Annotated in this window: 24 protein-coding genes, 1 tRNA gene and 1 pseudogene; 10 read left to right on the forward strand and 16 right to left on the reverse strand. The window is 38.5% G+C overall.

What is annotated here, in order from left to right:
* Positions 1 to 250: 250 nt before the first annotated feature.
* Positions 251 to 2,473, reverse strand: a complete 2,223-nt coding sequence (locus L655_RS0120885) for a TonB-dependent receptor (RefSeq protein ID WP_024606170.1) — start codon at positions 2,471 to 2,473, stop codon at positions 251 to 253.
* A 398-nt stretch (positions 2,474 to 2,871) separates the two neighbouring features.
* On the opposite strand from L655_RS0120885, the gene L655_RS0120890 reads away from it, so the two are divergent.
* Positions 2,872 to 3,462, forward strand: coding sequence for a LuxR C-terminal-related transcriptional regulator (locus L655_RS0120890; RefSeq protein WP_024606171.1), 591 nt, complete (start codon positions 2,872 to 2,874; stop codon positions 3,460 to 3,462).
* Positions 3,463 to 4,272: 810 nt separating this feature from the next.
* Here L655_RS0120890 and L655_RS0120895 read toward each other — a convergent pair.
* The 7 genes from L655_RS0120895 to rlmE all read right to left on the reverse strand — a co-directional run bounded on the left by L655_RS0120895 (position 4,273) and on the right by rlmE (position 10,525).
* Positions 4,273 to 4,357, reverse strand: a tRNA-Leu gene (locus tag L655_RS0120895).
* 79 nt (positions 4,358 to 4,436) lie between these two features.
* Entirely contained in the window at positions 4,437 to 4,790 is a 354-nt protein-coding gene (gene secG / locus L655_RS0120900) for a preprotein translocase subunit SecG (protein WP_024597872.1), read from the reverse strand.
* Position 4,791: 1 nt separating this feature from the next.
* The gene (gene tpiA / locus L655_RS0120905) at positions 4,792 to 5,541 is read right to left on the reverse strand and encodes a triose-phosphate isomerase (protein WP_024606172.1); all 750 of its coding nucleotides are present in this window, start codon (positions 5,539 to 5,541) and stop codon (positions 4,792 to 4,794) included.
* Between the two features lie 71 nt (positions 5,542 to 5,612).
* Positions 5,613 to 6,962, reverse strand: a complete 1,350-nt coding sequence (glmM, locus tag L655_RS0120910; RefSeq protein WP_024606173.1) for a phosphoglucosamine mutase — start codon at positions 6,960 to 6,962, stop codon at positions 5,613 to 5,615.
* Positions 6,959 to 7,807: a dihydropteroate synthase gene (folP, locus tag L655_RS0120915; protein WP_024606174.1), complete on the reverse strand. Its 849-nt coding sequence runs from the start codon at positions 7,805 to 7,807 to the stop codon at positions 6,959 to 6,961. The genes glmM and folP overlap by 4 nt, the downstream gene beginning before the upstream one ends.
* 78 nt (positions 7,808 to 7,885) lie before the next feature.
* On the reverse strand, positions 7,886 to 9,829 hold the full coding sequence (gene ftsH / locus L655_RS0120920; RefSeq protein WP_033012255.1) for an ATP-dependent zinc metalloprotease FtsH: 1,944 nt from the start codon (positions 9,827 to 9,829) through the stop codon (positions 7,886 to 7,888).
* Between the two features lie 66 nt (positions 9,830 to 9,895).
* A complete protein-coding gene (gene rlmE, locus L655_RS0120925; RefSeq protein WP_007586629.1) occupies positions 9,896 to 10,525 on the reverse strand; it encodes a 23S rRNA (uridine(2552)-2'-O)-methyltransferase RlmE in 630 nt (209 codons plus the stop codon).
* 88 nt (positions 10,526 to 10,613) lie between these two features.
* Between rlmE and yhbY the strand changes: the two genes are divergently transcribed.
* Positions 10,614 to 10,910, forward strand: a complete 297-nt coding sequence (yhbY, locus tag L655_RS0120930) for a ribosome assembly RNA-binding protein YhbY (RefSeq protein WP_002963153.1) — start codon at positions 10,614 to 10,616, stop codon at positions 10,908 to 10,910.
* 80 nt (positions 10,911 to 10,990) lie between these two features.
* Here the strand turns inward: yhbY and L655_RS0120935 are convergent, their stop codons facing one another.
* Positions 10,991 to 11,491, reverse strand: a complete 501-nt coding sequence (locus L655_RS0120935; protein ID WP_024606175.1) for a histidine phosphatase family protein — start codon at positions 11,489 to 11,491, stop codon at positions 10,991 to 10,993.
* Positions 11,488 to 12,642, reverse strand: a complete 1,155-nt coding sequence (locus L655_RS0120940; protein WP_024606176.1) for a serine hydrolase domain-containing protein — start codon at positions 12,640 to 12,642, stop codon at positions 11,488 to 11,490. Before L655_RS0120940 ends, L655_RS0120935 begins: the two co-directional genes overlap by 4 nt.
* A 112-nt stretch (positions 12,643 to 12,754) precedes the next feature.
* Between L655_RS0120940 and L655_RS0120945 the strand changes: the two genes are divergently transcribed.
* The 6 genes and pseudogenes from L655_RS0120945 (at position 12,755) to L655_RS01000000125980 (ending at position 18,684) form a co-directional block, all read left to right on the forward strand.
* Positions 12,755 to 13,558: a hypothetical protein gene (locus L655_RS0120945; RefSeq protein WP_024597864.1), complete on the forward strand. Its 804-nt coding sequence runs from the start codon at positions 12,755 to 12,757 to the stop codon at positions 13,556 to 13,558.
* Between the two features lie 383 nt (positions 13,559 to 13,941).
* Positions 13,942 to 14,724: a MipA/OmpV family protein gene (locus tag L655_RS0120950; protein WP_241764529.1), complete on the forward strand. Its 783-nt coding sequence runs from the start codon at positions 13,942 to 13,944 to the stop codon at positions 14,722 to 14,724.
* The gene (locus L655_RS0120955) at positions 14,714 to 15,097 is read left to right on the forward strand and encodes a DUF3019 domain-containing protein (protein WP_024597091.1); all 384 of its coding nucleotides are present in this window, start codon (positions 14,714 to 14,716) and stop codon (positions 15,095 to 15,097) included. Before L655_RS0120950 ends, L655_RS0120955 begins: the two co-directional genes overlap by 11 nt.
* Before the next feature lie 24 nt (positions 15,098 to 15,121).
* Positions 15,122 to 15,826: a response regulator transcription factor gene (locus L655_RS0120960; protein ID WP_024606178.1), complete on the forward strand. Its 705-nt coding sequence runs from the start codon at positions 15,122 to 15,124 to the stop codon at positions 15,824 to 15,826.
* A gap of 15 nt (positions 15,827 to 15,841) precedes the next feature.
* Positions 15,842 to 17,134: an ATP-binding protein gene (locus L655_RS0120965; protein WP_024606179.1), complete on the forward strand. Its 1,293-nt coding sequence runs from the start codon at positions 15,842 to 15,844 to the stop codon at positions 17,132 to 17,134.
* Positions 17,135 to 17,338: 204 nt separating this feature from the next.
* Positions 17,339 to 18,684, forward strand: a pseudogene (locus L655_RS01000000125980) (sodium-dependent transporter).
* 78 nt (positions 18,685 to 18,762) lie between these two features.
* On the opposite strand, the gene L655_RS0120975 reads toward L655_RS01000000125980, so the two are convergent.
* Positions 18,763 to 19,212 carry a GNAT family N-acetyltransferase gene (locus L655_RS0120975; protein ID WP_024606180.1) on the reverse strand — a complete coding sequence of 150 codons (450 nt, stop codon included), beginning with the start codon at positions 19,210 to 19,212 and terminating at the stop codon, positions 18,763 to 18,765.
* Between the two features lie 69 nt (positions 19,213 to 19,281).
* Positions 19,282 to 20,025, reverse strand: coding sequence for a sporulation protein (locus L655_RS0120980; protein ID WP_024606181.1), 744 nt, complete (start codon positions 20,023 to 20,025; stop codon positions 19,282 to 19,284).
* A 266-nt stretch (positions 20,026 to 20,291) separates the two neighbouring features.
* On the opposite strand from L655_RS0120980, the gene L655_RS0120985 reads away from it, so the two are divergent.
* The gene (locus L655_RS0120985) at positions 20,292 to 21,866 is read left to right on the forward strand and encodes a cation:proton antiporter family protein (protein ID WP_024606182.1); all 1,575 of its coding nucleotides are present in this window, start codon (positions 20,292 to 20,294) and stop codon (positions 21,864 to 21,866) included.
* Positions 21,867 to 22,215: 349 nt separating this feature from the next.
* The gene (locus L655_RS0120990; protein ID WP_024606183.1) at positions 22,216 to 22,437 is read left to right on the forward strand and encodes a DUF3820 family protein; all 222 of its coding nucleotides are present in this window, start codon (positions 22,216 to 22,218) and stop codon (positions 22,435 to 22,437) included.
* Positions 22,438 to 22,528: 91 nt separating this feature from the next.
* On the opposite strand, the gene L655_RS0120995 is transcribed toward L655_RS0120990, so the two are convergent.
* From L655_RS0120995 to L655_RS0121010, 4 genes are read right to left on the reverse strand one after another with little or no spacing between them, the layout of a single operon-like run.
* Positions 22,529 to 23,776: an ATP-binding protein gene (locus tag L655_RS0120995; RefSeq protein WP_024606184.1), complete on the reverse strand. Its 1,248-nt coding sequence runs from the start codon at positions 23,774 to 23,776 to the stop codon at positions 22,529 to 22,531.
* A gap of 25 nt (positions 23,777 to 23,801) precedes the next feature.
* Positions 23,802 to 24,494: a response regulator gene (locus L655_RS0121000; RefSeq protein ID WP_024606185.1), complete on the reverse strand. Its 693-nt coding sequence runs from the start codon at positions 24,492 to 24,494 to the stop codon at positions 23,802 to 23,804.
* A 14-nt stretch (positions 24,495 to 24,508) separates the two neighbouring features.
* Positions 24,509 to 24,889, reverse strand: a complete 381-nt coding sequence (locus tag L655_RS0121005) for a DUF3019 domain-containing protein (RefSeq protein ID WP_024594944.1) — start codon at positions 24,887 to 24,889, stop codon at positions 24,509 to 24,511.
* Between the two features lies 1 nt (position 24,890).
* On the reverse strand, positions 24,891 to 25,703 hold the full coding sequence (locus L655_RS0121010; protein ID WP_024606186.1) for a MipA/OmpV family protein: 813 nt from the start codon (positions 25,701 to 25,703) through the stop codon (positions 24,891 to 24,893).
* Between the last annotated feature and the right edge of the window lie 81 nt (positions 25,704 to 25,784).

Here is a 25,784-nt window from a genome sequence, read left to right on the forward strand (position 1 = left end):
GCAATTAAGAGGCGCCATTGTAGCGAACAACCTAGCCTTTACACAAACTAAAAAGGCGCATTTTAGTTAATACAAACACTCAAAAATGGGGATGTGGATTGTTTTAAATCAGCAATTAAAATTAGGAATTTAAACGATGCAAATAATAACCTTACTATTGAATACACAAAGGCCGAATCACAGCATGATTCGGCCTTTATTATGCAAAATAAACTTCAATTACATTATATTTTATTTACTTGATTTTAGTTTATAGCTCAAAGTCTTTTTTGAATTTCAAACCAAATTCACTTCGATCATTACTACGCATTACGCCAACAAAACCTGATTGTTGTAGACGACCAACATCGTAAACTTCGTTTAGAACGTTTTCACCATACAGTGTAACTTCCATATCGCCATATGGATTAGTGTAGGAAATATTAAAACCAACTAGTTCACGTGAATCTATTGTCTCACTTTGGTTATAAACTGATTGCCCTTGCATGTCGCTTCGGTACGAATAGTTAGCATTAAATGCAAGTGTTGCGCCGCTCTCTAAATCCATAAAGTAAGAAGGTGCAACCATGACAGTCCAGCGTGGTGTAAGTGCTGGTGAATCGCCTTTACCTATACCTTGTACACCCTCAGCCACTTCTGTTATTTCAGAATCTAAATAACCAACTGCACTGCGAATAGTAAAGTCATCAGTAATAGCGACGGTTGTTTCAAGCTCAATACCTTGTGCTTTAGACTGACCCGCATTTTCTACAATTGTTACGAAACCGCCACCTGCTGTTGGGTCTGAAAACGGTAATGCTAAATCAGTGTAATCAGTCACAAATACCGCAAGCATCATAGATACATTTTCGTGTACTTGGCCTTTTAGACCCATTTCATAGTTAACCGCTTTCGTTTCGTCAAATGATACAAACTGGTCTGGTCCACCAAATGGGCGCGGTGGAAAACCACCTGTTTGGTAGCCTTTTTGAATTTGGCCATACACATTCATATTATTACTAAGCTGATAAGATGCATTTACATCCCAGGTAACTGCATCAAAATCTGCACTTACATACTTACGAGTAGGAAATGATGGGAATATAGCATTTGCATCTTTTTCATCTTTTGAATAACGAAGACCACCACCAACGGTTAAATCGTCAGTTAAATCATAGCTTGCATTAAAGTAGGCTGCGTAAGAATTAGTTTCTTGGTTAATTTCAAAATCGCCGTAACCACCAAATGATTCTGTTACTCCGTCATTCAATAAGCCATTGGGTGTATTAAATGGGCTGAATACAAATGGGCCTGAACGTGTAAAGCCATCTTCATTAAAAAAGTAAAGGCCTGACACAAAGTCCATATTATCAAATGTTGCATTTAGTTGAATTTCAAACGAGTACTGATCAGCTCCGCCCTCTTCTGGAAACTCAGATAAGTTTAAAGGTGATGCATCGTCATCTAGGCCACCTTCATACTCAGATGTACGGTAGCTTGAGATAAACTTAGTAGTATAAGTATCGTTAATTGCCCAATCAGCCGAGAACGATGTGCCCCACCCTGAGTAAGAAGTTGATTCAATACCTGCAACGGTTGTACCTAAATCATCAGGGTCTGATGGAATTAAATCTTGAGTCAATAATGGGAAGTCGCCATTAAACACATCGTTTGCATCTAGCGGGTCAGTTAATTCAATTGTGTAAGGCGATTGACCTGACTCGTTATCAACTCCATCTAAAGCAAAAGTGAATGCTAAATCGCTGTTCGCTTGCCATTTAAGGGCTACACGACCACTAAATTCTTCTTCCTCACCAATTTCTTTCTCTGGATTTGCTAAATTAACTGCCTCGCCCACGCCATCACGTGTTTTGTACGATGCACTTGCAGACATACTTACATCATCTGTTAGTGAATTGTTGAAATAAACATCACCCGCAATACGTCCACGACTCCCCAGCTTTGCAGTAGTAGTTACAATACCTTCATCACCAGGTTGTTTGGTAATTACATTTACAGCGCCACCTAATGTATTACGGCCATATAAAGTACCTTGTGGGCCACGAAGCACTTCAACACGCTCAACATTAGGTAATGATAAGTTAGAACCCATTTGACGACCTAAGTAGACACCATCAAGATACACACCCACACCCGGATCGGTAGTTATTATGTGATCTTGCAAACCTATACCGCGAATGAATACCGATGCATGCGCAGAGTTACCCACCCCATATCGAGTAATATTCAAGTTTGGAACATATTTACCAATATCTTCTAGGTTACTCATATTGGCTTTATCAATTAGATTAGCGCCAATTGACGTGATAGCAGTTGGAGATTCAAACAGGCTCTCTGTACGTTTACGAGCTGTGACTTCTATCTTTTCAAATGCGTCTTGTTTAGCTGTTGTTTTAGTTTCTTCGGCGTTTACAGAGGTAGTGAGTGCAGCAAAAATTGCTAAGCTTAGTTGTGAGAGGTTACGTAATTTCAAAATATTCTCCAAAGGATACCGTGTGATTTTAGTTATGCTTTTATATTGATAATATAAATTTTAGGCATAAAAAAAGACGCTAAATAGCATCTTTCCTCTGGATAGGTATTATGTGACAGAATTGTAAATAAATGTTTAAATTACTTAAATAAACACATGAATCAACAGGTGAATTTAAATTTTTCACTACACTTAAAGACTTAAAAACGCACTAAATAATTGTATTATAATAAAAAAATAATAATTTAATTTAGCGATATAAATAGACAAGTATCTTGGCCACTCGCTTTCCAAAAACAAAAAAAGAACAATAAAAGAACATAAATGAATTAGCCTATCATTGAATTTAACCAAAAATAAGAATATAGTACCAAAATGTAATCTATGGATAGAATATTATGAATATAGCAAATACAACCGATAAGCATGTGCAGTGTTTTAATAACCCAAATTATACTTCACCTTTTTGTGTTGCTGCCCACTTCGACATATTACTTGTGAACTATCAAGCCTTAAACGTCATTACGAATTATGAACTCATTAATCAGTTCATGTTAAAAAGTGGTCATCAAGGACTCGCCATTTTTGACGTCCCTAAAGACAGTGATGTACTTGCATTAAAAGAGTGGCCAAATTTAAAAGGGTTGTTTTATGAAGGCACTAACGAGGCACTATTTCAGCAAGGGTTAGAAGCAATAGAACAAGGAAAACTTTGGTTTCCACGTGCAGTAACTGACGGTTGGATGAGGCAAATGCTAGCGAGTGAACAACAAACTACACTGCAATCCAATAACTTAACCTGCAAAGAAATGAGAGTATTAAATTTACTGTTTTCTGGCTTACATTCAAGTGCAATTGCAGACTCTTTATTTATAAGTGAAGCTACTGTTCGCGTACATTTACACAAAGTGTATCAAAAGATTGCTGTGAAAAATAAACAACAAGCATTACTTTGGTGTAAAAAAAACTTAAATAAAATTAATAGCTAAGTGGACTTACTTCAAACCTAGTTATTTTAACTTTAACTTTTTTCTTTTTGTTTTTTCCTGCAAGTATCAAGTCAAAATTAGATCTAATTAAGTGCTTAGTGCAATCCGTACTTAATTTTTTAGACCGTACTTTGTAGATGCCTACCGAGTGAGCGTTAACACTAGCATTCTACTTTTAGTGTTATAAGGCTCCCAATAAAAATCACATTCCCCATTTACACTTTATTAACACCTGAAATAACTACAAAGTAGTCATATTGCTTATTATAAAAATCAATATGGCATTTAGATTCTTTGTAAGTGGTGTAGTGGACAAGACAATTGAAAGAGTGCAGTAATTACAATAACGCGACCGTTGCTTTAACGAATAAATGGCGCGTATGGCGTGGGTGATGCTGCGTTCCCAATAAGATTAAAAATTTAAAAGCGCATTCAATTAACAGCCTAAATGGGTTTTAGAAAAGTACATAAGTAAACAACCTTGTAATATTACTGATAATAGAGATTGATTGGTACAGTTCAGCACAGCCCTATACGAAACCTTTTAATACCAAGGACAATCATAAGCCGCTGGATTTATGAGGTGCTAGGAGCGCAAACCCATCAGGGCTAGAGGTATCAAATGATACCTCAACAAAAAACCAAATATATGCCTGCAATGCACTCTATTTCAACGATCCAAAAATTGTCTTGCGATCGAAAAGGTCTATACGGCATTAATTCACAACAATAAAATAATATTCGAAAATACTCAAAATGTATTTCAAGCACAAAAAAACCAGTAACATCACTGCTACTGGTTTCTAAATTTGGTGCGGATGGGGGGACTTGAACCCCCATGCCCTAAAGCACCACCCCCTCAAGGTGGCGTGTCTACCAATTCCACCACATCCGCATTTTAAACTTTCGCTCAGGTGTTAAACATGTGACTTATTTGAGGAAGATAAATCGTTTAACGATAGCTTTACGTTAAATTAGTTCGGTACTTCAGAGCTTTGCTCTTTTGTAGATGTTACTGGAACATCTTCTTCAACAGGAACTACTGTTTCTACTGCTGGAGCTGCTTCTAGGTTTTCCCATTCGTCGGTCTTTTTAATTTGACCAGCTGTTAGGTTTCCTAACACAATGCTTAAAACAAAAAATACCGTTGCTAAGCTTGTGGTTGTTTTTGTCATAAAGTTACCAGCACCTGACGAACCAAAAACAGTGCCTGATGCACCAGCGCCAAATGAAGAACCCATATCTGCGCCTTTACCTTGTTGAATTAAAACCATTCCAACTAAAGCTAAAGCCACAACTAAATAAACTACTAATAAAATTTCGTACATCTTATACAGTCCCTTTTGCACTTTTACAGATTGCAGTAAAAGACTCTGCCTTTAGACTTGCGCCGCCAATTAAGCCGCCATCTATATCTGTTTGTGCAAATAATAATTCGCTATTTTTTTCATTAACGCTACCACCGTATAAGATGGTAAGCCCTTGTGATAAATTGCTGTCAAGTGATGCAATTTTGTCACGGATAAATTTATGAACAGTTTGTGCCTGCTCTGGCGATGCAGTCTTACCTGTGCCTATGGCCCAAACGGGCTCGTATGCTATCACAGAATCTTTCAGTGCTGCTACACCTAATTTCTCTATTACTGCATCAATTTGTGCAGCAACTACTTGTTCGGTTTGACCGTTCTCTTGCTCGCTTTCGCTTTCGCCTACACATAAAATTGGTGTTAAACCAACTTGCTGTGCCCTAGCAAACTTTTCAGCGACTGTTGCATTACTTTCGTTATAAATACTGCGGCGTTCAGAATGACCAACGAGTACGTAAGTTGCACCTAAATCTTTTATAAGCTGCGCATCAACTTCACCAGTAAATGCGCCAGGTGTATTTTCAGAAACAGTTTGAGCTCCTGTAGAAACACCGCTAGCTACCATTGCAGATACAAGTGGGTATGGAGGAAATAAAACAATGTCCATCTCTTGTGATTTTACATCGTTAATGGCGTCAGACATTTGTTTAACTAACTCTAAAGAGCCATTCATTTTCCAGTTGCCTGCGACCATCGCCTTGCGTATTGCCATTATCCACTCCACATTAGAAAGCGGGCGAGATATTAACTTTTCTCGCCCAAAGTTACAAGAGGTTATTGTTATTAATCAGTTTGTTTGCTCATAGATTCTACAACAGCTGCAATTTTTTGAGCGCTGTCTATTACAATTTTTTCTTGCTCGGCTTCAACCATAACACGAACCACAGGTTCAGTGCCTGATTTACGCAGTAAAACACGGCCTTTATCGCCTAAAGCAAGCTCGACTTCTGCTACAGCTGAAAGTACTTCAGGTGCTTTTGTAGGGTCAGTTCCAGCGGTATAACGCACGTTTATCATTTTCATTGGATACTTGGTAAAACCAGCACCTAAATCTTGTAATGTACGATTTTGTGCAACCATAGCAGCCAGTACTTGCAAGCTTGATATAATGCCATCACCCGTGCTAATTAAATCTAGATTAAGTACATGGCCTGAGCTTTCGCCGCCAATTTTCCAGCCTTTTTGCTGTAGTAACTCCATAACATAGCGGTCCCCTACTTTACTGCGAGCAAACTCGATACCTTTTGCTTTTAAAGCATTTTCAAGGCCCATGTTAGACATAACAGTGCCAACTACACCACCACCCAAATTATCATCTTGGGCTGCTTGGCAAGCAATAATATAAACCAGATCATCACCATCAAAAACGCGGCCATTATGATCAACCATCATTACGCGGTCACCATCACCATCGTATGCAATACCTACGTCGGCTTTAAGTTCAAGCACTTTACGTTTAAGGGCATCTACGTGAGTAGCGCCACATTCATGATTGATATTAACGCCATTAGGCTCGCATGCATGTGTCATTACTTCTGCGCCAAGTTCACGCATAACAGAAGGTGCAATATGATAAGTAGCGCCATTTGCGCAATCGACAACAATTTTAAGACCTTCTAAAGATAGGCCTTGCGGGAACTGGCTCTTACAAAACTCTATATACCTGCCATCCGCACTAACTAAACGCGATGCTTTACCTAATTTATCTGAAGCAACACACGTCATTTTCTCATCAAGCATTGCTTCTATTTCAAGTTCTACTGCATCATCGAGCTTTAGACCTTGACCATTAAAAAACTTAATACCGTTATCATAATACGGATTATGTGAAGCACTAATTACAATTCCTGCCTCTGCACGAAATGTTTGAGCTAAGTAGGCTACAGCAGGTGTAGGCATAGGGCCCAATAATACAACATCAATACCGGCGGCGATTAAACCAGCTTCAAGTGCGGTTTCAAGCATGTAGCCCGAAATACGTGTATCTTTACCTATAATTACTTTTTTAGTACCACTTTGTGATAATACACGTCCAGCAGCCCAGCCTAACTTCATTGCAAACTCAGGGTTTATAGGAGCAGCGCCTACAAGTCCACGCACGCCATCGGTGCCAAAATATTTTCTTTCTTTCATTGTGAAATTCCTTGTTCGCAGGCTTGATATACACCAAGTACATCTGCGGTTTCTTTTACGTCATGTACACGAATAATTTTTGCGCCATTTTGCGCTGCGATTAACGCACCCGCTAAGCTGCCCGCTAACCGTTCATTTGTATCTCTATTTAATAAATTACCTATCATCGATTTACGAGATAATCCGGCCAATAATGGCAAACCTAACTTATTAAAATCATCAAACCTAGCCAATATTTGATAGTTATGACTAAGCATTTTTCCAAATCCAAAACCTGGGTCTAGAATAAGTCGTTCAAACTTAATCCCAGCTGTTTCACATGCTTTAATACGTTCACTAAAAAACATATTTATATCTGCAAACAAATTATCGTAATGAGGTGCCGATTGCATGCTGCGGGGCTGCCCTTGCATATGCATTAAACAAATTGCTATATCTTCATACTGCGCAACCGTTTCTAAGGCGTCTATTTCTTGTAAAGCTCTTACATCATTAACTATGTCTGCCCCTGCGAGTATTGCTTGCTCCATTACCGGTGCTTTACTGGTATCAATTGAAATAGCGCAATCACTGTGCTGACGTATCGCTTTAATAGCAGGGATTACTCGAGAAAGTTCATCCTCTAAGCTGACATCTGGCGCGCCAGGGCGAGTAGATTCGCCCCCTATATCTAAAATTGTCGCACCGTCATCTAATAATTGCATAGCGCGCTTTAGCGCTATTTTGGGTTCTAAAAACTGCCCACCATCAGAAAACGAATCCGGCGTTACATTTAATATCCCCATAATAACGGGCTTTTCAAGATTAAGCGTACGCCCTCTCGGAAGCTTTAGTATGCTAGTCATTGCCAACCTTTATTCTTTTTCTAAATAGCTGATACAAAAAAGCCCCGAAGTTCGGGGCTTTCATTACTATTTTAACGATTATTCAGCTTTATCATCAAGGTTTGTTTCATCTTTTTTTGATGAATCGTCAGTATTTTGACTTTCATCAACTACTGGCTCTTGAGGTTCTTCCGCTTTTACCGGTTTTGCTTCATGACGGTCATGTGCATCACGCGGCTCACGCACTGGTTGGCGTGCCATTAAATCATCAATTTGCTTAGCATCAATAGTTTCGTATTTCATTAATGCATCTTTCATTGAGTGAAGAATATCAATGTTTTCTTTTAATATTTCTTCTGCTCTTTGATAGTTACGATCTGAAAATAAACGTACTTCTGCATCAATTATTTTAGCTGTATCGTCTGACATGCTAGATGAACGGCTACCACCGCCACCCATATACATTTCGTTCTGATCTTCAGCGTAAAGTAACGGACCTAGTTTTTCACTTAAACCCCAATGCGTAACCATTTTACGCGCTATATCTGTAGCTCGTTCAATGTCATTACTTGCACCCGTTGTTACTTTATCTGCACCGTAAATAAGCGCTTCAGCAATACGGCCACCATAAAGGCTAGAAATCATTGATTCTAAAAGCTCTTTTGAATGGCTAACACGATCTTGTTCTGGTAAGTACATTGTTACACCCAGCGCACGGCCACGTGGAATAATAGATACTTTATAAACTGGATCATGCTCTGGCACCATACGACCAACAATTGCATGGCCTGCTTCGTGGTACGCAGTCATTGCTTTTTCTTGCTCGCTCATCACCATGGTCTTGCGCTCTGCGCCCATCATGATCTTGTCTTTAGCAGCGTCAAATTCAGCCATACTTACAACACGTTTATTACCACGTGCAGCATAAAGCGCAGCTTCGTTTACTAAGTTTGCTAAATCAGCACCTGAGAAACCAGGAGTACCACGTGCTATAAGAGCCGCTTCTACGTTATCGCCTAATGGCACTTTACGCATGTGTACTTTAAGTATTTGCTCACGACCACGAATATCAGGTAAACCTACTTCAACTTGACGGTCAAAACGACCTGGACGAAGTAATGCAGGGTCTAATACATCTGGTCGGTTAGTTGCTGCAATAACGATTATACCTTCGTTACCACCAAAGCCATCCATCTCTACTAGCATTTGGTTAAGTGTTTGCTCACGCTCGTCGTTACCGCCGCCCATACCAGCACCACGTTTACGACCAACAGCATCAATCTCATCTATAAAGATAATACAAGGCGCCGCTTTTTTAGCTTGTTCAAACATATCACGTACACGTGATGCACCAACACCCACAAACATTTCAACAAAATCTGAACCCGAAATTGTAAAAAACGGTACTTTTGCTTCACCAGCAACTGCCTTTGCAAGTAGCGTTTTACCAGTACCTGGAGGACCAACCATAAGTACGCCTTTTGGAATACTACCGCCAAGCTTTTGAAATTTTGATGGGTCACGTAAAAAGTCGACCAATTCAGTAACGTCTTCTTTCGCTTCATCACAACCTGCCACATCGGCAAACGTTGTTTTAATTTGGTCTTCGCTCATTAACCGAGCTTTACTCTTACCAAATGACATAGCGCCTTTACCGCCGCCGCCTTGCATTTGACGCATGAAGAATATCCACACACCTATAAGGAGTATCATTGGGAACCAAGAAATAAATATACTTGCTAAAAATGATTGTTCTTCAGGTTGTACACCCTTCACATTTACATCATTTTTAAGTAAGTCATTAATTAAATCTTCATCGTACATTGGCATCGTTGTTTGAAAACGCTCACCACTGCTCTTAGTACCAGTAATATTACCTGTACCACGGTCAATAATAACTTCTTGTAAAGAGCCACTACGGACATCTTTAACAAATTGAGTGTAACTAGTTTGACGATCAACTTGCTCGCCGCCATTAAAGCTCTGAAAGACTGACATCAGCACAACTGCAATCACCAGCCATAGTATTAAATTTTTCGCCATATCGCTCAAGGGGTTAACCTCTTGTATCCAATTAATTTAAGTTCAACTAAACGCCAAGCAACTGTACTACAGTTTGTATCCAGTCGCTACTATATATACTTCCCGAGAACGGGCACGTGAGGCATCAGGTTTGCGTATTTTCACTGCTTTGAAACTATTACGTACATCTTGCAAGTATTGATCAAAGCCTTCGCCTTGGAAAACTTTAACAATAAATGCGCCATTTTTCTTTAGTACTTGGCTACACATATCTAGCGCAAGTTCTACCAAATACATGCTACCTGCTTGATCTACTGAGTTATTGCCACTCATATTTGGTGCCATGTCAGAGAGTACCACATCAACATTTTTACCATCAATACGTTTTAACAACGCATTTAGTACAGCCTCCTCACGAAAGTCACCTTGTAAGAAGTCAACGCCCGCAAGTGAATCCATTGGTAATATATCACACGCAATTACTTGACCTTTGTCGCCTACTTTTTCAGCCAAGTATTGAGACCAACTTCCTGGCGCTGCCCCTAAATCAACAACGGTCATGCCAGGGCGAAGTATCTTATCTCTATTTTGTACTTCATCTAATTTAAAAACCGCTCGGGAACGCCAGCCTTTTTTTTGCGCTTCTTGAACATATTTATCATCAAAATGTTCTTTCAGCCATCGCTGTGAACTGGCTGACTGTTTTTTATTTGTCATAAATTAACACGCAACTAATTAGTAATATTCTTTAGATGGCGTTAGAATACCCTTAATTCAAGCCATATTCAGCAAAATTTGTATAAACATGACATTATCAAACAAACAAAAGCAATTTTTAAAAGGTCAGGCACATAGCCTTAAGCCTGTAGTTTTACTAGGTTCTAACGGTTTAACCGAAGGCGTAGTAGTAGAAATTCAAAGTGCATTAGAAATTCACGAATTAATCAAAGTTAAAGTTCCAACTGACGATCGTGAAACAAAAGCACTAATTTTTGAAGCAATCGTACGTGAAACTGGTGCGACTAAGCTACAAACGATAGGTCACACTATTGTGCTTTATCGTCAAAGCGTTGAGAAAAAAATACATTTACCTCGTAACTAATTATTCCTGTTAAAGGATTTAGTGCGTTCAAATTGAAAAAACCAGCTTAATGCTGGTTTTTTATTATTTAACGTTTTAAATCAAAAGCTCATTTTATGATGGGTTAAATCATATTCGCTACCATTACTCCTCGGCTTCTTATTCAATATAAAGTACTGAGTAAATTGTGTTTCACTCATTGCTGACACTTTTTCATTCGAAAGCAGCTCGGCTAGTTGCGGTGTGGTATTACTGTGCCCTATAACAACAACTACACCTTTTAGTTTTAGTAACTCTTTTTTTAAATCACTTAGCTCACCTGCGTTATACACATTTACGACGGTATTAAAATATGCCTGCAAAGGGGCCGCTGTTTGTAACGTGCGTTTATAGTTACTGCTGAAAATATGTATATTTTGATACTCTTTGAAAAAAGTAACTAAATTATTTGCACGTGCCTTTCCCACCTCTGAGAGCGCTGGATTTTTGCCCGTTAACTTTTCGCTATGACGAAACAAATATATTTTATCCGGTGCCGCAAACGCCAAACTACTATTAGATAATATGACTAAACAAGTGATTACTAATATTATTTTATTCATATTTTTTTACCCCGTTTGTACTCTAATAGCCTGTCGATAAATTCAGTCGTTAGTTCATTAATTACGCCGGTTTCAGCGTTAACTATTAAGCTAAAACCAATATTTAAATGAGGAAATACAACCAAATCACTTCTATACCCTTGCACCCAGCCACTATGATAATAAAGCGTTTCATCAGCATAGTTATAAACGCGCCAACCTAGCCCGTAATAAGCTTCGTTAAGGTGTTTTTTCCACACCCTACGATACATTTCTTTTTTTGTATTCGTATAAGGCCGTGTTTGTTTTGCGAGAGTATCCAATGACAAAACATCAGGGTATTGGCCCAGCTGCGCTTTTAGCCAAATAGCCATATCACTTGCGCTCGCATTTACACCGGCTGCAGGTCCCACTTTATAGTAATTTTTTTTAAGCTTAGCGCTATACCAACGTTTTTTACCACGCACGTGTGGTAGCGCGTAATTTTTGTCATTTGTCATTGATTCAAAGCCTAAGCTCGCATCACTCATTTTCAATGGCTCAAAAATAGCTTCTTTTAACCACTGTTTGTAACTTGTATCGGTGCTTTGTAATATCACATCACCTATAAGGCTAAACATAACGTTTTGATAGCCATAACATTCACCAGGTTTACAAATTGGTTTGACACTAAGTAGCTTTTCAACAATACCGGGGTAATCCATACGAGATTCAATTAAATTATCGTATGCATTAGGAACTAACCCGCTTGAATGACTTAAAAGATGAAACACCTTTAAATCATTTTCATATACAGTTCCTTTAAAATCAGGTATGTAATCACTAACAGGCTTATCTAACTCCAGTAGGCCGTTAGCAGCCAATTTAGCTGATAACGAGCCTGCAAATGTCTTAGAAACAGACGCAAGTCTAAAGCGGGTATGCTTATTAACTTTTTGTCCATTTCGTGTTTTAGTTACGCCCATAGTGTGGATGTAGTCTGAGTTGTTTATACTTACAATCGAAAGCGCTGCACCAGGTATACCTTTACTTTTTAATTTTTTTTGTGCGTAACGGCCGTATTTTTTTACAAATGCATCCCAATCAGGATCCGCTTTTGCCGCAAAACCCACAGAGCTAAACAACAAACACAAAGCAGGTAGGCTATACAATAAAGAGTTGAGATACTTCATTTTTATAAATTTTATCTTTTTAACCACATCTGCGCAGATAATATCATGAAGTTTTGTTTGGACTAACGTACAATACGACGATTATTTGGTTTTTAGCGGGTGTTTAGTACTTATGCGTTTTTTAGTTGTGTCACTTTTTATATTATTATCAACTGGTTGTGCTATTACAAAGCAGCCAGCCGAGCCATTGGCTATGCCGTTAAAGCCAACATTAAAAAGTCAGACCTATCAGCTTGAGTACACTACAGAGCACTCATCTCCAAAAGTTAAATCGGTTCAACTTCCTGCACATAAAGTAGTTAGAAACCAGACAGTAAAAATCATTACCGATAAAGCGAGCGTGACCGATAAACTTCTATCGCAAATTAGCCAAGCACTGAATGATAAACAACTAAAAGTGACAACTAAAAATAACAGCGACTATACACTGACAATTCAGCAACTCGATTTAACTTTTACAGACGATACCAAGTACGCAATAAAGCAACCAGAGAATCCTTTTACTTTATATTCAAATGTTGCACAACAATATCCAACCCAACAGTGCGCAGCTATGTTCGCACAAGTTAGTATGCGTCTTACGCACAAGTCATCGGGTGATGTTGTTTGGTTTGCTAAATCATCTATCGACAGTGCTAGTTTTCATCGCGAGCCGCTAATTTACAATTTTACCGAAGAGCAAAAAATAACTAATGAGCTTGAGGTTGTCGCTTTTGTTCATCAACAAAACACTGATGAAGCTCGCATTGAAAGACTTGGGAAAGACATTCAAATCCCTCAGTACAAAACGTTGTCAAAACTATCTAGTCTTACCAAACTTAGCGGTCCATGTAACAGAACAGAAGTAAGTGCATTAACACCTATGATGCAGTTTTACTTGAGCAGTATATTAATCGATAAAATTAAAGTTCAGTAAATTAGGGTCTCTTGATCTTTACTGATTAAAATTTGTTCAAACTAGGGGCTATTTAATCGCGGCGTAAATAGCCCTTAGGAAGAACCCATTGGGCAGCGCCTGTTTGGCATTAATGCTACGTTATCGCCCATTTATGGGGAATAGCCACACTGCATAGGCTCTGCCTTGCCTATATACCAAACAGACTGCTGAAAATTTAACCTTGAAAGTTCAACAGACCTAACACTTACTACATTTTTTTACAGATTAAAGGAACGAATTAACAATATACTCCGCTTAATAACAAATAATAATTAGGCCCCATAGGGATGAGAAACACTTTGCTTAACCATACTTTAGTTAGCATAACATTGCTTTTTTGCTTTATTTTTAGCACCACAAGTATGGCAAGTAATCGCTATTATGCAGACAATACGTTAGAGCCAACCCAAGGCTTTGCCTGGGATTGGAGTGCAGGTGCGGGCTTTTATATTGAAGATTCTTACCTAATCGGTATCGAATCTTACGATAAGGGCGTTGAGCTTGATTTAAGTCTTGCTGTTTCTTACGATAAATTTTATCTTGATTTTGATCACAATCAACTCAGCGGTGGTCTTGTAATTGGTTACAGCCTTATAGATAAATTTGATTGGGGCTTAGATATACTTGGCACAAATACTCAAGCCGGGTTTGACGAAAAAGGCCTCGGGTTTTATAACCACGGTGTTATAAAAGAACTCCAAGGTATTAAAAAACGTAATTACGATTTTGATGTTGGTCTTAGGCTCTCGCGCCGATTTGAAAACTCACAATTCTCCTTTGAATACCTTCATGACGTATCTGGTGCCCATAATGGCTGGGTTATAAATAGCTTTTTTAGCCACATTTTGCCATGGCGAAACTGGGAGTTTAGGTCTGGTGTTGGTTTAAGCGCCTACTCTGCTGACTTTACCAATTATTACTTTGGCATTGATAGCGATGAAGCCACCAGCCTTCGCCCGGTTTATAGCAGCAATGCCAGTACTAGTATTATCTTTGAGTTCCATGCTGAATATCCAATAAGCCAAGATTGGGTGCTTTTATCCGGTTGGCTTACTACATGGTTTTCAAAAGAAATTGACGACAGTCCAATTATTTCCCAAGGATATCAACATAAAGCCAAGGTAGGCCTACGTTATGTATTTTAGATGGATCTGGGTATTACTGATCTTTCCCAGTACCTTTACTGTTAAAGCGCAGGACCCCCCTGAAGCACTCATAGCACTACCCGACACTTGCGTTGCACTGCGCGAAGGGCGTAATTGCTATGCCGATGTTACACTAACGTGGGAGCAACCTATCATTGGTAATTACTGCCTACGCGATGCAACTTCAAAGTACATTATGCAATGTTGGCTAAAGCAACAAAGTGGTACTTTTAATTATGCTTTTGACTCACAGCAAAGCATTTCATTTGAACTATTTGATAGCAATACATCCAAAGTCATCAGTACAGCAGAAGTAAAACTACAATGGGTTTATCAAAACAGACAAAAAAAACGCCGCTGGCGACTATTTTAATACCAATCGTATTAGGGATATTTTATGGATAACTACGGCACTATTTTACTTGTTGAAGACGATGCATCACTAGCGCAATGGGTTGCTGAATATTTAACAGAGCAAGGCTATACAACGCATGTTTGTCATCGTGGTGACGAAGTTGTTAGCCAAGTCAAAACGTTAAACCCAAATATCGTGCTCCTAGATATTATGCTTCCAGGGCAAGATGGTATAAGCGTATGTAGAGAGCTTCGTAGTTTTTATAATTCGCCTATCATAATGCTCACTGCACGCGATGAAGAAATGGATGAAGTTATTGGTCTAGAAGTAGGTGCAAGCGACTACATAATGAAACCTGTGCGTCCTCGTGCATTGCTAGCGCGTATAAAAGCAGCCCTTCGCCAAAAAAATGAGCCAAATACGCCACACGTTAACGAAAGTGTTATTAATGTTGGTGCGCTTAGTATTGATACTGAATCTAGAAATGTAAAACTTAACGAGCAAGACGTAAATATATCAAGTGCTGAATATTTACTGCTTCACTACCTTGCGAGTAACGCAGGGCAAGTAGTCTCTCGCGACGCTGTATTTAAAGCAACCAAAGGCAGAGAGTATGATGGGCTTGATAGAAGTGTTGATGTACTTATTTCTGCACTTCGTAAAAAGTTTAATGATGATCCACAAAACCCTGAAAAAATTAAAACTATTTGGGGCCGTGGATATTTACTTGTTTCTACCGCGTGGTAACAGAGCGATGAATAAATGAAAAAGTTTTATATATCGCTTCTAGGCAGTGCACTTTTATCTATTGTGGTATTGGGCTGGCTTATTGATGCTTTTAGTCAACAAGCGCATACCCCACAAGATGAATTTAGTCAGCAAAGTAAAATGATCATGGGTTTCAATAAGCAGTTAGCTAACATACCCACATCTGAGCGCAGCGATTATGTAAAACAACTGGCGCTAGAGTTTGATGTTTTAATTGATTACAAGCCTAATGAATCACTTGCTTTACCGCCTTCTTTATTATTACAAATGCATACGCCGGGTGGGCTGATTTTAGAAGATCAGCAAGGCTTTTATATGCTTTATAGCAGCGCTGTTTTAAATCCTTTTCACTTATCAATGCGTTTAGATAAAATTTTTGATAGCGAGCAACATAACGATATTATATTAACCTTACTCTTTTACGCAGGCTTATGTGTATTTATGGGGTTTATTATTGCGCCCTTAGCTAAACGATTAACCGTGTTAAATAAAGCCGCTAAAAAGTTTGCCTCAGGTAATGTTCAAGCCCGAATAAAAGTATCGCATTTTACTTACATAAAAGACGTAGAGCTTACTTTTAATCGCATGGCCAGCCAAATAGAGAAGCTTGTCGCCGAAAACAAGCTAATGGCCTCAAGCTTGTCTCATGATATACGCACCCCTATCGCGTGCCTGCGATTTGGTTTAGATGCGGCATTAGATAGCCATGATGAGCAAAAAATAAAACAGTATTTAACCCGTATGGAAAACGATTTAGATCATATGGAATCGATGCTTAGTAGCTATTTAGCATTTGCTACTTTAGAGCAAAACGCTAATAAACTGACCTATTCATCAACCAATATTAAATCCTACCTTGAAGATATTTTAGTTCAACTTGCACCAAAACTTGAAATGCAAATGCTCAACGTACAACTCAATAGTACTGATAAAATAATAAATGCAGATCTTCACTGGTTGGCTCGTGCAATTACTAACTTATTAACAAACGCATGTGATTTTGCAAACCAACATATTTACCTCAGTGCAAGGTTACACGAGCAACAGCTTATAATAACGGTAGAAGATGACGGCCCAGGTATCGCACAAGAAAACTTTAGTAACGTATTTAGCCCATTTTTTAGAGAGGAAGATCACCGTAACAGAGCCGATAAAAGTTATGGCCTTGGCTTAGCCATTGTTACCAAAGTAGCTGATTGGCATCATGGCAGCGTTAAAGTAACTAAAAGCACCCAGCTAGGTGGTGCGTGCTTTACTCTAACTATTGCACAGCACCATAATCCGTAAAGCAATAGTTACAGACTGTAATTAACAATTATTAAACAAAATCAACTCGTTATTTTAAACGACTTAATAACAACAATTAAAATCGATGGTTATAACATACACTTTACTTATTAATTTGTGCTAGATCAGCAAATAAGCACTTTTTATTTTTTTACATTTCCAGTAGATTGTCACCGCCGTCACACAATAGAGAAGTACAATAATATGAGCGCAGTTAGAGGCGAGTTTAGCTCTCGCTTTGGTTTTATTATGGCCGCAGCGGGTTCTGCCGTTGGTTTGGGCAATATTTGGGGATTCCCTACACAAACANCGGTGCTGCATTTTTAGTCGCATATTTAGTGCTTGCGTTCTTTTTAGCCTACCCCGCTTTAATGGCTGAACTTATGATTGGACGTCATGGCCAAGCAAACGCAGTGTCATCTCTTCAAAAAATATCTAATAAGCCATGGCAAAAACACTTTGCCTTTGCTGTTGGTTTTGGCGGTATTTTATGCGCTGGCTTTATACTAAGCTTTTACGCCATTGTTGCCGGTTGGATGCTCAGCGCCACAGCTGAACCAATAGCCACTTTAGTTGGTGCCAACACAGCATCTACATGGTTAAGCGAGCAATCACTTACTCGAAATATTATATTCACCATGATCTTTATCGTACTAACAGTCGCTATTATAAGTAGAGGCGTTGAAAACGGTATTGAGAAGTGGTCTAAGCGTTTAATGCCTGCACTTTTAGGCATTTTATTTGCACTTATTGCTTATGTAATGACGCAAGATGGTGCTATGGAAGGCTTAAAAGCCTACTTAGTCCCTGACTTTTCATCTATTTTTGACGCAAAACTATTAGTAAGTGCATTAGGGCAAGCTTTCTTCTCATTATCGCTTGGCACTAGCGTAATGATTATTTACGGCTCGTACATTAGTAAAAAAGAAAACCTCGTTTCTTTAGGTGCCTATGTAACCCTTATTGATGTATTTATAGCCTTTGTTGCAGGTTTACTGATTATTCCAGCTATGTATGTAGCACAAGCTCAAGGCGTTGAAATATTCTCGGCCACAACGGGTAAGCTACTCTCTGAAGATACATTAGTATTTCAGGTACTCCCCGCTTTATTTGATGGAATGGGCGAAGTTGGCTTATTTGTGGGTTTTTCATTTTTTGCGTTAATGAGTATTGCCGCTTTAACATCATCTATTTCAATGTTAGAGGCGCCAGTATCATACACCGTAGAGCGCTTTGGGATGAAACGCGTTCAAGCAACGTGGTTAATTGGGGCGCTAATCGCTATCGTCAGTATTACAATTGTGTGTAACCTTAGCAGCTTATTTGGCTTAGTAATCACTCTCACTACAAAAGTAGCTCAGCCTTTACTTGGTCTTATGTGTTGTATATTTGTAGGCTGGATTTGGTATAGAGGCTCATTACTAAAAGCAATTCAAGAGGGTAACCCTGAAGTTCACAATACATTGTTTTGGAAAATATGGCCTTGGTATACTAAGTTTGTATGTCCACTTGCTATTGGCATGGTGTTTTTACATTCACTATTGAGCTAAATGATACCTTAGCCTTAAAATAGTTTTAAATAAAATAGCCCACATTAGTGGGCTTTTTTATAGCTGCTTAAATTGGATTTATTGAGTGAGTTTTAAAATCATATCTTGATGAGGTATGCCGTCTTCTAGATATTCACTTTTGTAATCTTCAAAGCCAAAGGAGCGGTAAAAATCAAGTAAGTAGGTTTGTGCACCAATATAAATATCTCGTTCCGGCCACCGCTCTTTACAGCACTCTATAGCTCTACTTACAAGTAAAGTGGCGTCGCCTTTGCCACGCGCGCTTTTACTTACCAGCACGCGCCCTATTGCGCTATATTGCTCATTTTTTTCATAACATCGCGCATAAGTGTGTAGCTGCCCACTGTCTAATGTATATAGATGCTGTGTATTTAAAGCTATATCTACATCATCAAGTTCAGGATAAGGACACGCCTGCTCTACAACAAATACGTCCACACGTCCTCGCATAATAGTAAAAAGAGTATGCGCATCTAAAGCATTAAACTGCTCACATTTAAATTGCATTTTAAATCCTATAAACAATAAACCCAGCCTAGGCCGGGTTTAATAATATTATTCACTTGTTAATTTATATTAAGCAAATAAACGCTCTAGTTGGTCGCACAACTGCGATACATTCACATGGTCATGCTCTATGGTTAAATCTACATAACCATCGCCTCTAAAAGCTCTGTCTAGTTCTATGAGCACATGTGTTTTATGTGCCTCTGGAACAAATGACAACTCAATCTCTTGAATGCCAAATAAACTACGGCTATTTGGTTTATATTCAAGCTCCTGATAACAGCCCGATAACGATTGAAATGTAGAAGCGCGCAAATGACCTTTTTCTACATCAGCTTTCATTAAGCTAAAGCCTAATTTTTCCATCGCCTGCATGCACGTTTTAACAGCTTCATTAGGGTAAATATGTAAATGGTCTTTATCGCTCGGATCAAGTGCTAAATCAATATCCAAGCCTGTTTCAAGCCACACATGAGATTGATTGTAACCTGCATTAATTTCTGTAATAGGAGTTTCAGAATGAAGGCGTGCTTCAAAAGGGATACTTTTAACTTCGCCCGGCTCAATTGTACCTATATCTGTAATTCGCCATTGGTCAATCACATGATTGGTAAAATAATCGCCATCATCACCTGCCACTTTAACACGGGTCATAAGTAATAAATCTAAGCCTGCAATATCTTGGCTAACATCACCTGCGGTAATGACTATTTGTGCGTTAAAAAGCTGACCAGGTTGTAGGTGTTCAGTCTCTAAAACAGTATCTACTTTTGCAGCACCAATACCTACCGACGCTAAAATCTTTTTAAACATATATTTCTCCTTAAGCTGAGCGGCTCTATTATTTGCTCTCGCTTAAACTTCTTCGTTATCGCATCTTAACCATATTTAAAAGCCAATGTCAGTGAAAAAATGTTATTTACATACTATTTACGATTAAATGTATGTTTGATGCGCATTTTTTATACACAGTTAGCCATATATCTGATTAGACACGTTCATTTTTAGGTCTATTTTTATTTTCAATGGTATAAATTTTTCGTTACACTGCAACCCCAAATGAAGTGATATTAAGAATTATGGAACTAATCTATTTTGCTGCCGCGTTTGTGTGTGGTTTTGCTGTTTATCAGTTAAAGCTGCCTCCTCTTATTGGATTTTTATTAGCAGGTTTTGCTTTAAATTTATCGGGTTATAAAAGTACAGAGTTGCTCGATACAATAGCAGCACTTGGCGTAACCCTTCTTCTTTTTAGTATTGGTTTAAAGCTAAAGGTAAACAGTTTAATTAAACCCCAAGTGTGGGCGCCTGCAACATTGCATATTATTTTTAGCAGTGCGCTTTTTAGTGGCTTTATGTTATTGCTTGGTATTTTCGCCATTCCACTGTTTATTGATTTAAGTTGGCAAAGTGCTTTACTGGTTGGGTTTGCGCTTAGTTTTTCAAGTACTGTATTTGCAGTAAAAGTGCTTGAAGAACGCGGAGAAATGGCAAGCCTTCACGGTAAAATAGCCATTGGTATACTAGTCATGCAAGATATCTTTGCAGTTATCTTTTTAGCGATTAGTACAGGTAAAATTCCAAATGTGTGGGCAATTGCATTAATAATTGCTCTGCCTTTATTACGACCTGTCATGTATGGCGTATTAAATCGCTCTAAACATGGTGAACTATTACCATTATTTGGTTTTTTCTTTGCTTTAGTTGCTGGTTATCATGCATTTGAATTTGCAGGCCTAAAAGGCGATTTAGGTGCACTAATAATAGGAATGATGTTTGCCCCTCACAAAAAGGCAGGCGAGCTATCAAAATCCCTGCTTAATTTAAAAGACATATTATTAGTCGGTTTTTTCTTAAGTATTGGCTTGAGCGCAGAGCTAACCACTAGCTCATTAATCGTTGCCATTATACTTGTTTTAGTTTTACCGATTAAAATAGCGCTTTATTATGTGTTCACGAATATATTCAAACTACGCGCGCGTACATCATTACTTACCGCCTTTAGTTTATCTAACTACAGTGAATTTGGGTTAATTGTATGTGCAGTAGCAGCTAGCACAGGCATGATCACTTCGGAGTGGCTCNCTGTAATGGCAATTGCTGTTTCCATTACCTTTGTAATTGCCTCGCCGTTAAATAAGCGCTCAAACGAGTTATACGTAAAAATAGAGCACTGGCTATTAAAGTTTGAAAGCAAAACTCGTTTAGCTGAAGAGCTACCCGTTAACCTAAACGATACTAAAATAGTCATTTTTGGTATGGGACGTATTGGTACTGGTGCGTATGAGACTATTAACGCGACTCACCCAAATGTTGTTGCAGGCATAGATATAAAACCTGAGGTGGTAGATAAGCACGTTAACAGAGGCCGCAACGTCTTAATTGCTGATGCAACAGATCCTGACTTTTGGCAACGAGTAAATCATTCGCAAGTAGAAATGGTCATGCTTGCGATGCCAAAGCATATGCAAAATATTTTTGCGTTAGAGCAGCTACAAGCCTCTGGTTATAAAGGCCAAGTAACAGCTATTGCAAACTATCCTGATCAACAAAAAGAGCTAGAAGAAATGGGTGTTCATTCTACTTATAACTTTTACTTAGAAGCAGGTAGTGGTTTTGCAGAACACGTTAAACAAGAGCTATTTAACGAATAATCACTTTTTATAACGTCTATAAATAACAAAGTCTTAGAATTATTAAGGCTTTGTTATTAGTTTCTAAATAAAAAGCAATTCTATTTACATTCCTTTACAAGCCATTTCACCACAACAATGAAAAACAGGTAGACTATCCGTGTTGGTTAAATAAAAACCCATGTTCTAATAATAACTTAATTAGATCCCAGCTAATTAAAGTTCAACTAGGTTTATATTAATCAACAAAAATTATTAAATCAGAGGGCCTACTCCCTCGCAAAATAGGCTGTTTCTTGCCCGTCACAGCCTATTTTATATTTCTAAAATCCCTTACACTTACGCAGACTTTAAAACCTAAGTAACTCTTATGGATCCAAAACAATTAAAAATAGCTGTAAATACAACGATGCCTTTTGGGAAATATGCTGGGCGCCCTTTATTACTACTACCAGAACCTTATTTGGTGTGGTTCAAACAGCAGGGATTTCCTGACTCAAAACTTGGTAGCCAACTAGCGATGATGTATGAGGTTAAACTAAATGGCCTTGAGCAAATGTTAATGCCATTACTTGAAAAAAATAAAAAATAATTGAGAACTTTTTTAAATACTTGCGGTCTATTATATTGCTACTTGTTGATTTTGGTTTTTAACCGCAAAAAAAGCGCCTTAGGCGCTTTTTTTATGTCTTAAATTTGAGAGGTAAATATACAATAAATTTAGCACCACCTAAGCTTGAGCTTTCTGCTTTACACTCTCCTTGGTGCCACGACACAATTTTAGCAACTATAGCAAGCCCTAAACCAAAGCCACCAGTGTCCTTGCCTCTACTTTTATCTAATCGAGTAAAAGGCTTAAATACGTTTTCTCGCTCAACGGGGTCAATCCCTTCACCATCATCTTCAACAATCAATACGATGTGAGTTGCCTCTTGTAGCAATGAAATTTTGACTTGTTGATGAGTGTATTTGAGCGCATTGCCAATTAAATTTTGAAATACTCGCGCCATAAAGTGGCTATCACAGTAGTAATTTAAATGCTCAGGGAGGTTTATAGAGAGCGTTGTTCTAGCTTCAAAATTTAGCTTTTCAACAGTGGTTTTTACCAGCCCAGCTAAATCGCAGTTTATTGGCTGTAAACTTGGTTGTTGAGAGTCTAATCGCGCGTATTCAAGCATTTCAGAGACTAGTGACTCAAGCTCACTAATGTCTGTTTGCATGTTTGTTAGGTATTTTTCGCCTTTTTCATCAAGCATTTGCTCTTGTAACATTACAATTGCAAACTTTAAACGTGCTAATGGCGTTCTAAATTCATGTGATACCGATGAGGTAAGCTCTTGCTGCGCACTAAGTAAAAACTCAATACGTTGCTGCATTACCTTTAATGTATCTGTTATAGGTAAAAAGAAAGACTTAGAAGAGTCATTTAGTTGAAAGTCTTGCAAACCCTCTACCGCTTCACACGCTTTACGTAGCTTTGCAAAGTCACGCCAGAGTAAAAAGCTCCATAGCCCAACTGGTATACCTACAATAATAAGTAGTAATAAATACGGCCAAACTGAAGATGATTCTTGCGTTAATACACCTACCGGCCCTACCTGAAGTAATGAATCATTACCGAGATCTACATACCAAACAATGCGTTGTTGCTTATCATACAAATATAAGTAGTGATTTTGATTTAGCTGCGATTGTTGTTTTTGAGGGAGTATTAAATCACGTCGTTCAATCACTTTACTTTCAAAGTTATGCTTTAGCTTTTTAAGACCATTTGGGGTTTGCGAAAGCAACCACAGTGATTGCCCAAACTCATCGTCTAAGAAGACCTGCTGCTGCGACTCTTCATAAGGCCACAGCTGCTCAATAACACCACTTACAACAAATAATGAAACAATGATATATAAGTATAAGCTGGTAAACAGTTTTCCCATTACAGCCGATTAACCTTAAATAGTTCTAGAGATCCCACGCATCAGAAACAAATAAATAGCCTTGTCCCCATACAGTTTTTATACGATACGGCTTATCACTGTTGTCGCCTAATTTTTTACGAATTCGTGATACGCGTACATCCACAGTTCTATCAAGTCCGTCGTATTGACGGCCAATCATATGTTGGTGCACATGCTCTCTGCTTAGTACTTCACCCGCATTTGACGCTAATAGCCATAGTAGTTCAAACTCGTGCGAAGTTAATACAATCTCTGAATCACTTAGTTTTACAATACGGCTTGTTTTATCGATGACTAAATCACCAAACTGCAGTTCTTCACTAGATTTTACTGTTGGTTGCCCACGTCGAAGTAATGCATTGATCCGCGCTAGTAATACACGTGGCTCTGCTGGTTTTATTACATAATCATCAGCACCAAGTTCTAAACCAAGTACTTGGTCGAAGTCTTCACCTTTAGCAGTCAACATTAAAATTGGTAGAGTAAATTTATCTCTTACTTGGCGGCAAACGCTAAAGCCATCTTTACCTGGCAGCATAACGTCTAGAATCATTAAATCGGGTGTATTGTTTTCTAGGTAATTAAACACTTCGTCACCGCGGTCTAACACTTCGACTTCAAGGCCATTATGTTCAAGGTAATCTTTTGTTAACTGTTGTAAACCGAGATCATCTTCAACAAGTAAAATTTTTGGCATTAGTTGCTCCTAAATTAAAAAAAGCTCCACGGAGAGCGAAGCCTACGCCTATTTTTTTTAGCATGGGCGCTTTGTACTTCAACCTGTGTTTTTGCTATTAACACACCCGTATGAGGATTGATTAAGGAGTATATGGTCTCCACCTGAACACGCGCTTTATAATTAAATTGCCCAGAACGCTGCTGCTGCCAGCATTGAAGTAGTTGTTCTTGTTGATACAAACAGACATCACTATAGGTGTTTAATAGCCATTTAAACTGTAAATCAAGATCGCAAAAATCCTGCTGTTCGGAAACCACGCAGACTTTTGGAGAAACACTAAAAACAGGGGTTTGTGCCACGCTAAAACCACTAAAAAAAGTGGTAATAAACACAACTAATATTGAATACTTCATATTAAAAAGTACGATCGAATCCTATAAATGCAGTCATTGAATAAGTACGTTCAAAGAGCGGACTGCCATCCATAGCCGAATAGTCGTAATATGCTACATGAAAACGAAGAGAGTCAGCCTTACTCAGTGGCCAACGGGCGTCGATTTTAGCATAAGGTTGCCAACTACTACCAACGTCTATTTTGCCAAATTGAGTTTCACCCTCATTAAGTCCATAAAAATAGCTATTTAGTTCCGCAGATTTATAGTTTATTCCAAGTGTTGGCTTTATTTTAAGCTTTCCTAGCACAGTATGATATTGCCACTGCAATGCACCGCGTACACCTCGATAAACATCGGTTATATCATGCAGAGCCTGAACTGAAAAAACATGGTCATCATTTACATAGTGATATGCAATACCCGCATCCAAGGCAATTTGCCGTTTATGCAAATTATCAATATCAACATAGCGAGAGGACGAGGCTTCATTTTGCATTACGAGCTGATTATTAAGAGCACTACTTTGCAATGCAAATACATTTTTAGGGTGCCAGTCTATAAAAAAGCGAGATTCAGAGTTGAGTTCACTAACTAGATTAAAGTGATGCTTTGGGGATTGTGAAAATGAATAGCCAAGGCGGCCATTATCAAAAAACCATTGCTCTGCATAAAATGCAATTTGTGGAATAAGCACAAGCGGAATATTATCTCCACCATGCAAAGGGTTGGTTATAACTCCAGCCCCAACACTTAAACTCAAATGCAGACGATCGGTTGTTATATCTTGCTCTGTATAATCGTCAGCATGCTTGCTTGCCTGTGTTGCTTGCACCGAAAGGCAAGCAAACAAAGTGCTAAAACATAGAGCTGTTAATAAGGAGAAGGAATACCGCATCAGCGTACATCAAAGAAT

Origin of the sequence: Pseudoalteromonas sp. TAE79 (assembly GCF_000498015.1) — a bacterium.
In the GTDB taxonomy this organism is placed as follows: domain Bacteria; phylum Pseudomonadota; class Gammaproteobacteria; order Enterobacterales; family Alteromonadaceae; genus Pseudoalteromonas.